This window comes from Bordetella tumulicola, from assembly GCF_054779135.1.
In genome coordinates this window covers 812,072-825,157 of sequence record NZ_BAAGYU010000010.1, presented here as the reverse complement: position 1 = coordinate 825,157, position 13,086 = coordinate 812,072, and the positions used below count along the sequence as shown (strand labels likewise).

Annotated in this window: 15 protein-coding genes; 8 read left to right on the top strand and 7 right to left on the bottom strand. The window is 58.2% G+C overall.

Going from position 1 to position 13,086, the window contains the following annotated elements; genetic code table 11:
- Position 1 precedes the first annotated feature (1 nt).
- On the top strand, positions 2-967 hold the full coding sequence (locus tag ACYVDM_RS21190) for a Bug family tripartite tricarboxylate transporter substrate binding protein (RefSeq protein WP_415788565.1): 966 nt from the start codon (positions 2-4) through the stop codon (positions 965-967).
- 16 nt (positions 968-983) lie between these two features.
- Positions 984-1,658: an FMN-binding negative transcriptional regulator gene (locus ACYVDM_RS21185; protein ID WP_415788563.1), complete on the top strand. Its 675-nt coding sequence runs from the start codon at positions 984-986 to the stop codon at positions 1,656-1,658.
- A gap of 87 nt (positions 1,659-1,745) precedes the next feature.
- Here the strand turns inward: ACYVDM_RS21185 and ACYVDM_RS21180 are convergent, their stop codons facing one another.
- Genes ACYVDM_RS21180 through ACYVDM_RS21165 form a run of 4 tightly spaced genes read right to left on the bottom strand, consistent with a single transcriptional unit; the run spans position 1,746 to position 5,604 of the window.
- A complete protein-coding gene (locus ACYVDM_RS21180; protein WP_415788561.1) occupies positions 1,746-2,819 on the bottom strand; it encodes a ketopantoate reductase family protein in 1,074 nt (357 codons plus the stop codon).
- On the bottom strand, positions 2,806-3,783 hold the full coding sequence (locus ACYVDM_RS21175; protein WP_415788559.1) for a Bug family tripartite tricarboxylate transporter substrate binding protein: 978 nt from the start codon (positions 3,781-3,783) through the stop codon (positions 2,806-2,808). The genes ACYVDM_RS21180 and ACYVDM_RS21175 overlap by 14 nt, the downstream gene beginning before the upstream one ends.
- A gap of 38 nt (positions 3,784-3,821) precedes the next feature.
- Positions 3,822-4,388 carry a carboxymuconolactone decarboxylase family protein gene (locus tag ACYVDM_RS21170; protein WP_415788557.1) on the bottom strand — a complete coding sequence of 189 codons (567 nt, stop codon included), beginning with the start codon at positions 4,386-4,388 and terminating at the stop codon, positions 3,822-3,824.
- A 37-nt stretch (positions 4,389-4,425) separates the two neighbouring features.
- Positions 4,426-5,604 carry a M20 family metallopeptidase gene (locus ACYVDM_RS21165; RefSeq protein WP_415788555.1) on the bottom strand — a complete coding sequence of 393 codons (1,179 nt, stop codon included), beginning with the start codon at positions 5,602-5,604 and terminating at the stop codon, positions 4,426-4,428.
- Positions 5,605-5,778: 174 nt separating this feature from the next.
- On the opposite strand from ACYVDM_RS21165, the gene ACYVDM_RS21160 reads away from it, so the two are divergent.
- Positions 5,779-6,642: a MurR/RpiR family transcriptional regulator gene (locus ACYVDM_RS21160; protein ID WP_415788553.1), complete on the top strand. Its 864-nt coding sequence runs from the start codon at positions 5,779-5,781 to the stop codon at positions 6,640-6,642.
- On the opposite strand, the gene ACYVDM_RS21155 is transcribed toward ACYVDM_RS21160, so the two are convergent.
- On the bottom strand, positions 6,623-6,865 hold the full coding sequence (locus ACYVDM_RS21155; protein ID WP_415788890.1) for an AMP-binding enzyme: 243 nt from the start codon (positions 6,863-6,865) through the stop codon (positions 6,623-6,625). The genes ACYVDM_RS21160 and ACYVDM_RS21155 overlap by 20 nt on opposite strands.
- 227 nt (positions 6,866-7,092) lie before the next feature.
- Here ACYVDM_RS21155 and ACYVDM_RS21150 point away from each other — a divergent pair, with 227 nt between their 5' ends.
- The 5 genes from ACYVDM_RS21150 to ACYVDM_RS21130 are packed head-to-tail and all read left to right on the top strand — an operon-like array spanning position 7,093 to position 11,567.
- Positions 7,093-8,067, top strand: a complete 975-nt coding sequence (locus ACYVDM_RS21150; RefSeq protein WP_415788551.1) for a Bug family tripartite tricarboxylate transporter substrate binding protein — start codon at positions 7,093-7,095, stop codon at positions 8,065-8,067.
- A gap of 20 nt (positions 8,068-8,087) precedes the next feature.
- Positions 8,088-8,900 carry an alpha/beta fold hydrolase gene (locus ACYVDM_RS21145; protein ID WP_415788549.1) on the top strand — a complete coding sequence of 271 codons (813 nt, stop codon included), beginning with the start codon at positions 8,088-8,090 and terminating at the stop codon, positions 8,898-8,900.
- A gap of 13 nt (positions 8,901-8,913) precedes the next feature.
- Positions 8,914-9,753 carry a polysaccharide deacetylase family protein gene (locus tag ACYVDM_RS21140; protein ID WP_415788547.1) on the top strand — a complete coding sequence of 280 codons (840 nt, stop codon included), beginning with the start codon at positions 8,914-8,916 and terminating at the stop codon, positions 9,751-9,753.
- An 11-nt stretch (positions 9,754-9,764) separates the two neighbouring features.
- A complete protein-coding gene (locus tag ACYVDM_RS21135; RefSeq protein WP_415788545.1) occupies positions 9,765-10,577 on the top strand; it encodes an SDR family NAD(P)-dependent oxidoreductase in 813 nt (270 codons plus the stop codon).
- A gap of 15 nt (positions 10,578-10,592) precedes the next feature.
- The gene (locus tag ACYVDM_RS21130; RefSeq protein ID WP_415788543.1) at positions 10,593-11,567 is read left to right on the top strand and encodes a dihydrodipicolinate synthase family protein; all 975 of its coding nucleotides are present in this window, start codon (positions 10,593-10,595) and stop codon (positions 11,565-11,567) included.
- 140 nt (positions 11,568-11,707) lie between these two features.
- Here ACYVDM_RS21130 and ACYVDM_RS21125 read toward each other — a convergent pair whose 3' ends face one another.
- Complete coding sequence (locus ACYVDM_RS21125; protein ID WP_415788541.1) at positions 11,708-12,628, bottom strand: LysR substrate-binding domain-containing protein; 921 nt, start codon at positions 12,626-12,628, stop codon at positions 11,708-11,710.
- A 100-nt stretch (positions 12,629-12,728) separates the two neighbouring features.
- The gene (locus tag ACYVDM_RS21120; RefSeq protein ID WP_415788539.1) at positions 12,729-13,082 is read right to left on the bottom strand and encodes a RidA family protein; all 354 of its coding nucleotides are present in this window, start codon (positions 13,080-13,082) and stop codon (positions 12,729-12,731) included.
- Between the last annotated feature and the right edge of the window lie 4 nt (positions 13,083-13,086).

Genomic DNA, 13,086 nt, shown 5'->3' with positions numbered 1-13,086 from the left:
TATGTTGAAGATCGTTGCGGGTGCCATTCTGGCTAGCGCCCTGGCCACGGCATTGCCTGTCGCCCACGCCAATGACTATCCGTCCCGGCCCATCACACTGGTAGCGCCTTTCCCACCTGGAGGCTCGACGGACGTGATCGCACGGCTGTTTGCCAACAAACTATCTGCCCGGCTGAACCAGAATGTCGTCGTCGAAAACAAACCCGGCGCCAACGGCGGCATCGGCGCCGCGGCCGTGGCGCGGGCCAAGCCGGACGGCTATACCCTGCTGATCATGGGTGCTTCGTCATTCACGATCAATCCCTTGCTGTACAAAAACTTGGCCTACGATCCGCAAAGCAGCTACGACTATCTGGGCATCGCAGGCGGCACTCAACTTGTCGTATTGACGAACCAAGAGACGGGCTTGACCAGCATCAAGGACATGGTGTCGCGGTCGGCCACATCGCCGCTTAGCTATGGATCGTTCGGCACGGGATCGCTGCCGCAAATCGCGGGCGAATATCTGGCGCAGCAAACGGGCGCCAAACTGCTGCATGTGCCCTACCGCGGCAGCTCGCCCGCCATGGCGGACCTGATCGGCAATCAGATTCCGCTGTCCATCGATACGATGGTCGCCAGCCTGCCCCAAATACGCGGCGGCAAGGTCAAGCCGCTGGCGGTTTCCAGTGCGCAGCGATCTGCATTCCTGCCCGATGTTCCGACGATGCAAGAAAGCGGTGTGCCGGACTACGACTTTCAGACCTGGTTCGGCTTGGTCAGTCCCAAGGGAACGCCGCAACCGGTAATCGATCAACTAAGCGCCCAGATCCGCGACATGATGGCGGATAAAGATATGCAGAAATCTCTGCAGGACCTGGGCTTCGACGCGCGCTTCGCCGATCCGCAGGGCTTTCGCAAACAGGTCGCTGACGAACTGGCGCGCAACGCCCAGGTTATCAAGTCGGCGAACATCAGCACCGAGTAGCGGTAGAGCCAACGACATGTATACGCCTTCCGCTTACGCGCACACCGATCTAGCCGCACTGCACGATGGCATCGAAGCCTGGAGTTTTGCGACCCTGGTCTCGGTCGGCCCGGAAGGGCCGACGGCAACCCACCTGCCTTTTTTATTGGACAGGTCGGTTCGCCAGCCTGAGGTCGACAACGAACTGCCGGCCCAGGGCCTGCTTACCACTCATATGGCGCGTGCCAATCCGCAGTGGCGCACCTTGTTGTCCGGTAAACCTTGCCTGGTCATTTTCCAGGGGCCGCACGCGTTCATTTCACCCAGTTGGTACAAAAACCAGCAAACGTTCCCGACCTGGAACTACACCGCGATTCATGTGCAGGGTACCCCCACGGTGATCGACGACCCGTCCCGCATTCGCAATGTGCTGGATAGAACCGTGGCGCGGTACGACACGCCATTACAAGGAAGCTGGCGTTTCCCGGACATGCCCCAGGCGCTGACGCAGTCACGATTAAGCGCCATCGTCGCCATCGACATTCCGATTGCTCGCATCGAAGGAAAGTTGAAACTAAACCAGGACAAATCGGTGGACGACCGGCGAGGCGTAGTGCGGGCATTGCTGGCATCGGGGGATCCACAGAGTGTGGCGGTGGCCCGGATGATCTTGCAGCAGCCGGATATGAAAGCATTCTCAGTACAAGGTTGACGTTGTTATAGGTATTTATCTGAGTACTCTCGACGTCAAATTCAAACTAAAAACCCAACCAACCTGGTCGACCGTGCGTCAGAAGACCTACTTCAAAAGGCCTTCCAGCGCACGGAGATGACACTCACCCGACATATTCTGACCTGCCTCGATACACCGAAGTATTCCCGCTACTTCCGCATGCATGGGCGTAGCCACACCGACATCGGTGCCCTTTGCTGCGACGAAACCGTTCATGAATTCGACTTCCGTCTGCTTACCCTTCTTCAGGTCCTGCAACGTTCCTGAAATAGCGTCTTCCGTCACGGTCTCGAACTGAGTCCGCATGACCGTGGTCACCTCCTCCAGGGCTGCGGGGTCGCAGGCGTTTGCCTGCAGCCACACATCGGGCGCCAGGCCAAAAACATCTTCGGTTGCATATCCCAGCGCGGCGCCGACTTCGATGGCTTCAGCCGCCAGGCGAAGCATGATGCGACAGCACGCGGGATCGCCGAAGACTTGCTTGAGACCCAGTCCGCACACTGCGCTGAAGCCCGAAGTCATGGTGTTGGCCACAAGCTTGGACCAGCGCAGTCCCCACAAATTGTCGGTGGCTTTGGTGGTGTCGACCTGGGACAACATGTCGGCCAGCATCGCGACGCGATCAGAGAGAGGCTGTTGCGCTTCGCCAATGTAGAACACGCAAGCTCCGTTCTTCACGGGCTTTTTACTGCGACGTATACGGCCCGGGCCTTCCAGGGCGACATACACCCCGCTGCCGATACAGCCCAGAGTGCGGTCCCAGCCGACGCGCGAGGCAACGATGCTTTCGACGAGGCTGTTCTGCAAGGTGACGACACAGCCTGATGGTTTCAGATAAGGCAGAACGATGCTGGCCGCCCAGTCGGTGTCGTAGAGCTTTACGCAGATGAAGACGATATCCAGCGCGCATGCGTCCAGGGATGACACGTCATCCACGTGCAGGGTGCGTACCGGAATGGACTGTTCATTGTCTGGCTCGGCGATGACCAGCCCGTCGCGCCGAATCGCGTCGACATGATCGCGCCAGGCGTCGATCAGGGTAACGTCGTAGCCAGCAGCGGCGAGCCGGCCGCCGACGAAGCCGCCGACCGCACCCGCACCGATCACGGCGATTCGGCCGGTGAACTTATTGGGGCTCAATGCCTGCTGCCTCGGTGATCTTCTTGAACTTCGCAACCTCGTCCTTGATAAAGACAGCGAACTCTGCAGGTGTGTTGGAGCTGGCTTCCACACCCATGTTGATGAACTGTTCCTTGATGTGCGGTTGAGCGGCAGCTTTTTCGACGGACTGGGCGAGCTCTTCGACGATGGCCGGCGGTGTGCCGGCCGGTGCCAACAGGCCCCACCAGGTCGAGACGTTATAGTCAGGCACGCCCGCTTCCTGGAGGGTCGGGACATCGGGCAAGGCCGCGCTACGGGTGTCGCCTGCGACGGCCAAGGCGCGGAGCTTGCCGGCACGAATGTGCGGAACGGTGGGGCCCATCGATCCGAAGATCATATCAACGTGACCTGCCAGGACATTGGTGTTGGCGTCTGCGTCACCCCGGAAAGGAACGTGATGCAGCTTGGTGCCAGTGCGCTCCTGGAACAATACGCCGGCCAGGTGCGGCGGCGCGCCGGTACCGGAAGAGGCGAAGGTCATGGCTTCGGGACTGGACTTCGCCAGGTCGATAAGCTCTTTGACTGAAGAGGCCTTGATCTCGGGGTTGACCACCAACACATAAGAGCCGATTGCCGCAACGCTGATCGGCGCGAAGTCGGTCACGATGTCGTAGGGCAAGGATTTGCGTACGCTGGGCGCGAGGGTGTGCGCGCCTGCGGCCATGAACAAAGTGTAGCCGTCGGCCGCAGCCCGCGCTGCCGATGCCGCGCCGATGGTGCCAGCCGCGCCAGACACGTTCTCCACGACCACTTGCTGTCCCAGGTCTTTAGACATTTCCTGACCGATTGCACGTGCAACCAGGTCGTTGGCGCCGCCCGCCGGGTAGCCTACGATGATTTTAATGGGTTTACTGGGGTAGTTGTCGGCACTCACTGCCATGCTCGACGCCAACATTCCGGAGATGCCTATGCAGGCACCCAGTACCAGTTTTAGGGTTTTCATACCGACTTCCTTTTATGACGGTTTGAATGCTTTGACGCTTACGGCTGATCGGCCTTCAGCTGCCAAGCCAGCCCTGCTTGAACGTATTCCGGAGTATCTGGTATCGGGTCCATCGCGGCCAGCATAAGCGCAAACCCCACGTAGTAGGCAGCGGTAAACGATGCGTCGGTGATCTGGCGCGGCGACATGAATTCCTTGAGCTCTGTAAAGGTGGCGTCGCTGACCGACGCGGGCGTGGAAAATTCGAGGGCGTATTGCGTCAGCGCCGCGTCGACGCCGGTAAAGGTCGTCGGAACTTCGCCGCGACGCATCGCGTCGACTTCATCCTGGCTGATGCCCGCCTGCAGAGCCAACGGCACGTGATGCATCATGGCGTATTCGTAGCCACGTCCTGTAATCACGATTACTATTTCGCGCTCACGCGCCGTTAGTGTCGAGTGGTAGCGCGCATAGTCGCCAACAGCGGCAAAGCGCTTCAGCGCTTCGGGGGCATGGCCCATGGACCGCAAGGCGTTCGAAGCCTTGCCACGACTCTTTTCCACGTCGGCCAAGGCATCGGCGAACTCCAAATCCTTGCTTTCATCCAGAAGTGGTAAGCGTGACATTCATTTCTCCAAATGTTATCGGTGGGGGTTTTCGCCCTTACGAGGCATAGAGCTCGCCCCGGATCAAGATTGTGGCCGCACAGACTTCAGCGCGCGGGACAAGGGTGCTCAGTTCGCAATATTCTTTACGCGTATGCACGTTGCCGCCCACGGGCCCCGTTGCACACAGCGTGGGCGCGCCTGCGGCGGCGGTTAAGCCGCTGTCTGCCGAGCCCCCGGTGGACTCGCCCTTGACCGACATCCCCAACTTCTGAGCGGCACGGGCATAGTCGTCCAGCAACAGGCGACTTTCGTCGGTCTGAAACAAGGGCAAGAAGCGGCCTTCGTGCGTAATGCGGCCGCACGTGCAGACGGGCGAGGCCTCTTCAATGATGGAGGCAATCTGCTTTTGCAGGGCGTCTTCGTCCGTGCCTTTCGGGTAACGGACGTCGAGTCGGCCCTTGGCAAAGGGCGCCACGGTGTTGACCGACACACCGCCTTCGACGGTGCCGACATTGGTCGTGACGCCGGTGTTCCGGTCCGTCAGCGCGTGCAGCGCAATAACCTTCCGGGCTAAGGCTTCGATGGCGCTCGCGCCTTTTTCATGCGCCACGCCGGCATGGGCGGCGATGCCTTCTACCTCGAAGTCGACGAACATTGCGCCCTTGCGCTCGACAACTACATTGCCCGTGGGCCGACCTGGCTCCGCGTTTAGAACAGTGCCGGCGCCACGCGCCATCTCTATCGTCAGGTTACGTGAGGACGGCGATGCAATTTCTTCGTCGCCTGTAAAAAAAACACGAATGGGCGCGATATTGCCCCCGCATTCATGAAAGGCTCGTGCCACGAAGGCATTCATGACCAAGCCGGCTTTCATGTCAGCAACGCCCGGACCATAGGCAACGCCATCTTCGACGCGGTAGGGCCAGTTTGCTAGCGTGCCTCGGGGGAAAACGGTGTCCATATGGCCAAGCAACAGTACATGCCGCGTATCGACACCACCGCTGCCAGCGATATCAGCCCGTAGGCAGTTGCCGTGAGCCTCCTGTTGGTAAACCATCGTCTCGATTTCTGCCTTGTGGAAAAACGCACGAAACAGCTCGCAGACTTGGTCGACTCCTGGCTTGTAGTAACTGCCGCTCTCGGTATTCACCACGCGCTCGAGGAACTCGAACATTTCCTGTTCGTGTGACCGGAGCCAGACCGCCACCTTCTCATATCCTGCAATTTGCTTCATGCGTCGGGCCTCCGTCATACATCACTACCACTAATGACTCATTATCATCATAAACAATAGTTTTTTGCAATGAAAATTGCAAAATTCTGCTGCAATCGAGCACTTGGCGTAGAATCGTCACGCCGCCTACGCCACTGCTCACACTACTCTCTAGACTTCAAGGCAAAGCTCTTCATGAAGCTGTTCGACCGGATCGCAAACTATCCCCGCAAGCTGACCAAGCACGAAACCAAGCTTGCCGACTATATTTTGTCCGGCTACCCGCAACACCTGCTGGAATCAGCTACCGCTATTGCCAACAAGGTAGATGTCAGCGCATCGACTGTCGTACGATTCTTTGCAAAGCTGGACTATGCGTCGCTGGGGGAAGTCCAGGACGAAGCTCGCCTGGATCTAGCCTCGAAGCTGACTTCGCCATCACAACGAGCGAAACAGGCTTCTAAGAGCAAACACTCGCTTACCGACGTGCTCGAGCGCACTCTGGAAATGGACCGGGAAAATCTTGGTGCCACACTGGAAGCGATAGACCAATGCGCCTTCGACGCTTTGATCGACATCCTCACGCGCCCTGAAACTCGACGTATCTACCTGGTTGCAGCAAAGAACAGTTCGGCGGTAGCACATTACTTGTACACGCACCTGAACATGTGCCTGCCGAACGTACATGCCCTGCCTACCGGCACGGCCTTGGCCGATCAGCTGCTGTGGACGAGCCCCGAAGACGTGTTGCTTGCCATCACCATCCGACGCTATTCGAGCGCAGTTGTGCAGACCGCACAGCATTTTCGGAAGAAAAAATCGTCAATCGTCTGCATTACCGACAGCCCCCTGGCACCGGTTGCCAACTTGTCCGACCACAGGCTGCTGATTCATACCTCCAGCACCTCGCCGTTTGACTCCTACACCGCGGCCTTCAGCTTGTGCAACGCTATCGTGGCGGCCGTCGCGCTAAAGCGCCAAAAGGAAGTCAAACAAAGTCTGAAGCATGGCGACGAACTATGGGAAGAGTTTGGCGTGTTTACAACGTCGCATTCGTAGCTGCTGCGTCTTTCCGAAGCAGGCGTCGCGAGATCTTGCCGGAAGCGGTCTTGGGTAGCTCCGATAGAAACTCGATTTGACGGGGATACTTGTAGGGAGCGATTACGTCTTTCACATGGCGTTGAATCGCCGCGACCAGTTGCTCCGACAGCTGGGTATCTTGCTGCAAGACAATATAGTCCTCCATAACTTCACCCCTCAGCTCGTCCTGCGCCCGCACCATCACTGAAACCGGGATCGTGAAGTTCGCAGGCATTTCGGGCGATTTTCACAAGCTCCCCTTCCTGCTATGGCTATTGTATGAAACTCTGCCTGCCCTTTAATGCAATGTTCATTGCATTAAATGAATCACAGTGGGCTTTTCGTTGCAATAAATGACAGGCCGTGGTTTGATATTGGTGTTTGGATACGCGCACGTATCTCTGTAAGTTTTACGATCCAGGAGAAACAATGAAACTCGGCGTCAAACTTTTAAGCTCCATCGTCGCCCTATCAGCCGCACTGATAACGAGTACGAGCGCCGCCCAAACCTGGCCCGAACGCCCCGTTCGCATCATCGTCCCGTTCGCCCCTGGCGGTGGCACCGACATTTTCACGCGCCTCATGGCACCACGGCTTTCCGAAGTGCTGGGCCAGCAAATCATTGTGGACAACAAACCAGGCGGCTCCAGCATCATCGGAACGCAGCAAGTGGCTCAGGCAACCCCTGACGGTTACACCCTGCTTATCGTGGACTCCACGTTCATGATCAACCCCAGCCTGCGCGACAACCTGCCCTACGATTCGGTCAAGGACTTCACACCTGTCGTACACCTCGCTTCGGGCCCCGTCATTCTGGTCACCAACCCGAAACTCCCGGCGCAGTCGCTCAAGGAACTCATCACGCTGGCCAAAAAGGATCCCGGACAACTGTTCTACGGTTCGGGCGGCAACGGCGCCTCCACCCATTTGGCGGGTGAACTCTTCAACATGGTTGCAGGCGTAGATATCGAACACGCCCCCTTCAAGGGCACGGGCGAGGCCCTTACCGCTGTCATGTCGGGCCAGGTCCCGCTTACTTTCACCGGTATCAGTTCAGCGCGCGGCCCCGTCGAGGACAACCGTCTGCGGGCCATTGCGGTTACCGGCGACAAACGCAGCGAAGCCATGCCCAACGTACCGACGTTTGACGAAGCTGGCCTTGCCAACGTAAACGCCAGCACCCAATGGGGCGTCTACGGCCCGAAGAACCTACCGACTGACGTCGTCGAAAAGCTCAACCACGCCTTCAATGAAGCGCTGAAGGACCCGACCGTCAAGGAGCGCGTCCTGGGCCTGGGATACGTGTTGCAGGGTGGAACAGCAAACGAGTTTCAGGCGCTCACAGCGTCCGAGCTCGACAAATGGAACAAGCTCATCACAGCCGCAAAGATCACGATCAACTAATTCATAGGGGCAGGTTCAACATGCATTCCACCTTCACTTCGGACGACGGCTTGGAAATCGCCTACCACATCGACAATTTCACGCCACCTTGGACCAAACCTGAAACGGTATTGTTGCTGCATCCGGCGATGGGCAACTCCACGCGCTGGTTCAGCTGGATGCCGACCCTGTTGCAGAAGTACCGCGTAATCCGAATGGATCTACGCGGACACGGCGACTCCGCTATTCCCGCCGAATCCGATCCGTTCTCACTGGATTTACTGGTGTCGGACGCGGCCCAACTGATTAATTTGGCGGGTGAGGGCAGTGTACATGTGGTGGGCAACTCGGCAGGGGGTTACGTGGCTCAGCAATTGGCCATACAGCATCCTGACAAGGTGAAGACGCTGGCCAGCTATGCGGCAACGCCGGGCCTGAAGAACAGTCACGCGCCCACCTGGATCCCGAAGATCAAGGAAATTGGACTCAAGCCCTTCCTGGCGCAGACGATCCACGAACGTTTCGACAAGACCGCAGATCCGGAACTGGTGGAATGGTTCATCGATCAAACCGGTTCCAACGATCCCACTTTTATTGCGCGCTTTGTATTACATATGTGCACGCATGACTTCATGGAAGAGCTGACAAAAATCCAATGCCCCACCCTGATCGTTGCGGCGGGCAAGGAGTCCATTGGACACGCCAACGCCTACGTGGAAATGCAGGCGCGCATTCCGAATTCGCAGTTGGTCTACATCGACACTGCCGCACACAATATTTGCGACGGCTATCCGAGAGAATGCTCGCAGTATTTAATGGAATTCCTGGCATCCCAGCCAGGCACCCGAGCTTGATAAAGGGACGCCCATGAGTCAACACTACGCATGCATCAGTTTCGACTTCGACGCCATGTCGGGGCTCGTGGCACGCGGCCTCACCACACCCACACCCGTGTCGCGCGGCGAATTCGGCGCCATTGCCATCCCGCGCATTCTCGACCTTCTGAAGCGCTACGAGATTACGGCGTCCTTCTTCATACCGGGTGTAGTCATTGGCACCTACCCCAAGGAATGCGAACTGATTCTTGCCGCCGGCCACGAGATCGGTCACCACGGCTGGACCCATGTGCCGCCCGCGAATCTCACGCCGCAAGAGGAAGAGGACGGCCTGGTCCGTGGCATGGAAACGATACGCAAGCTTACGGGCAATGTGCCACGCGGCTATCGCTCACCATCGTGGGATCTCAGCAATTCGACGGTCGAGCTTCTGCTGCGCCACGGCTTTCTGTATGAAAGCAGCATGATGGGCAACGATCATGAACCCTACCGCGTGCGCCAAGGCGACGTGGTCTTGGTCGACGAGCCCATGCAGTTCGGCAAGACCACGTCCCTCATTGAGCTGCCCATCAGTTGGACGCTCGATGACTTTCCGCACTTTGAATATTTACGTGTGGGGCAGTCGCTGGCGCCCGGCCTGCAAAATGCCACCGGCGTTCTGGAAAATTGGGTGAATGACTTCGAATACATGAGCCAAACCTGCGACTGGGGCATTCTGACCTACACCTGCCACCCGTATGTAATTGGCCGTGGCCATCGCATGATCATGCTGGAAAAGCTGTTTGAGGCCTTGCAGGAAAAGGACGCAAAATTCATCACGCTGGAACAGGGCGCCCGCCTGTACGACCAACGCAGCCCTTTCAACGCCTAGGATACTCAGCCTTGTCATCCACCCAATCACACCCCGCTCAGACCGGCCGGCTTGCCGGCAAAGTGGCCCTGATCATCGGTGCGGGAACGGGCATTGGCGAGGCCGCCGCAAGAATCTTTGCGCGCGAAGGCGCCCATGTGGCGCTTGCCGACATCCAGTTTGATGCCGTCCAATCCGTGGCGGCCTCCGTATGCCCTGATGGCACCAAGGCCAAGGCCTTTGCCGTCGACGTCACCAATGACGACAGCGTGCGGCAACTAGCCGACGACGTCATGTCCATTTTCGGTGGACTGCATTGCCTGTTCAATACGGCAGGCGGCTCGTTGCCGCAGGATTCGCTGGTTACCGACGTGCCGCTGGAGGTCTGGGACAAGACCATGAACCTGGACCTACGCGGGACGCTGCTGGGCTGCCGGTACGCCATCCCGAAGATCATTGCCTCGGGTGGCGGCAGCGTCGTCAACATGTCGTCCGGTGCGGCGCTTCGCGGCTCGGGCAAGGCACACGTATATGCCGCCGCCAAAGGAGCCATTGTGACGATCACGCGCAATCTTGCGGGTGCTTATGCCCAGCAAGGCGTGCGCGCCAACGCCATTTGTTGCGGTCGGATCAACACGCAACGTATTCGCGATACTTATGGTATTCCCGGTCAACCGGGAAAAAGCGAAGACGCCATGAAAGTCGACGAAACCATCAAGACCTACCCGTACTGGTTCGGCGAGCCGGAAGACGTGGCAAACATTGCTTTGTTCTTGGCGTCCGACGAATCGCGCATGATCACCGGGGTCTCCGTCCCCGCTGACGGCGGACGCTCTGCTTACTGAAGCGGCGCCTCGGTCATGAGTATTTCGCCCCTCAATGCACGGCGCCAGGACATACGCGACCGTTTCAAACGTTACTTCACCGTGTTGTATACGCCTTTTCTTACGAACGGCGAGATCGACGAAGAAGGCTTGCGGCATAACGTTGAAACGACCATCGCGCTACCCGGCGTTGGCGGGCTATCTGTGCACTCCATTCATCAGGAGTTCTGGACGCTGACGCAAACAGAGCGCTATCAAGTCACTGAAATCGTGCTGGACACCGTGGCGGGGCGCGTGCCTACGATCGTGGGCGTGTCGGACACCACCGTGCAGAACGTGGTGGATCAGGCCCGGCACGCAGGCGAATGCGGCGCCGACGCTGTCATGATATGGCCGCCCTACTACGGCCCCAAAACGGCGGACGGCATACAGAAGTTCTACGAGACTGTTGCCGCACGCATAGATTGCGGCTTCTTCGTGTACAGCACCACCCTGACGGAACTCGGCTTTTACCTGACGCCTTCGATGGTCAAGACGCTGCTGCCCATCGACAATCTGGTCGGTGTGCAAAACTCCACCATGGACTTCTCGGCCTACGCCGCCGTGATGGAAGCGGTTGGTGGCTCGATTTCAGTGGCCACATCGCTCGAAGAATATTTCCTACTCGGAAAGATGGTCTACCCCGACATCGCGCCCGACTTCATGATGGGTTCCTCGCGCCCGCTGCTGGTGCAAAATGCCGAACACCCGCGCTGCGGGCGCTTTATTGACCATGCCTTGGCAGGCGATATGCAGCAAGCGTCCGCCCAACTGCGGGAAATCGTTTCCATTGCACAAAAGCTGCAAAGTCGATACTTCGCCAAGGGCTTTCATCACCTGGCGCTATCTAAGGTGCTTAGCGCGCATTTGGGCCTGAAGGGCGGTGACCTACGCCCGCCTGGCGGTGCGCTCGACCCCGACGAACTGCGCGAATGCCACGAGATCATGCGTCAGGCCAAGCTTATTGCGTAACCTGCTTTGGATGGCAGGCCATACGCTTCGCTCTCGACCTGTGCAAACACGAAGCCAGTACGTTCGCCATCCATCGGTTAGTCGGGGCCCGATATACGAGGACCCTTGCTACGGCGCAGACAACCCCAGCGTCCACGCTCTTATACGTTCGCCCGCATCGCCTCGACATCCGCACACTCCTCCGCTGCCAACACTCGTAGGGTTTGCGCGAACCTGTCCACCAACCGATTTTCTCTGCGCCCCGTCGGAAACAGCATCGAACACCGGTAGGGAATCTGCGGTTCGAACGGCCGGAACACAATGTCGGCATCGCGATAGTCCCGCATGATGATCGGATTCACGATGCTGATGCCCATGCCTAGCGACACTAACGAACAAATCACCGAGCTATACGGGCTTTCCAGTGTAATCTTTCGCGTCACGCCCGCGACTTCAAACACCCGATCTATGGAATGCCGCAGTCCGTCGTGCATGGCCAGCGCAATAAACGCCTCGCCTTCCAGGTCAGTAGGCACGATTCGCGATTTGCTGGCCAATCGATGGTCCTTTGGCAACAGGCACACACCGCCGACTTCGTACAACATATCCGGATCCACCGCATACGCCTGGGCAGACAGCTGCGAGACCACGCCGATATCGCAAAACTGTTGGTCTACCCATTGGGTTACCACCATGGAATGCCCCGTGTGGATCGAGATATTGACCGACGGATGATCCGCCACGAATCGTTTGATCGCACGCGGAATCAGTCCCAATGCCAGCGTTGGCACCGCTGCGATGCGCAGCGAGCCCGAACCAAATAACCGCACGCGCTTGGCGGCTTCGTCCAGACGTTCCAAGCCCACATAACTGCGTTGCACTTCATTAAAGAACAGCCGCCCTTCTTCCGTTGGTGTTAGTTTGCCTGGCGACCGGTGGAACAGGTTCAACCCTGTCGCCTTTTCTAGTTGCCCGATGGAACGGCTTACGTTGGGCTGCGAGGTATGCAGAACGCCCGCCGCGGCCGTCGTAGACCCTGTCAACATCACGGCCCGAAATGCTTCGATCTGAGATAAATTCACGGTTAGTTCCCCCGGCCGCAAGCACCTTACGCCCTGCCTACAGCCATATCGCACAACAGCGAAAGAGGAACATTCTATCCAGCAAATCCGCGAAAACGGGTCAAACCGCCGCTGTCACGATAATCTCGACCAAGACCTCGGGTGACGCCAGTTCGCACTGACAGGTCGCGCGGGTAGGCGCGGAATCCGGGACTGTCCATCCATCCCAGACCTCGTTCATGCCTGCAAAGTCGTTTTTGATGTCCTTGATCCAGATCTGCGCAGTTAGCAAACGGCTTTTATCCGTACCTGCGTCGGCGAGGAATTTTTCGATTTTGGCCAAGGTCTGGCGCGTCTGTCCCTGGATGTCTTGGCTGCGGTCGTCAGCGGTCTGGCCGCCCACGAACACCATTCCGTTGTACACAACAGCCCTGCTGCGGCGCGGATCGGTGGCAATACGTTGTATGTCGCTCATTTCA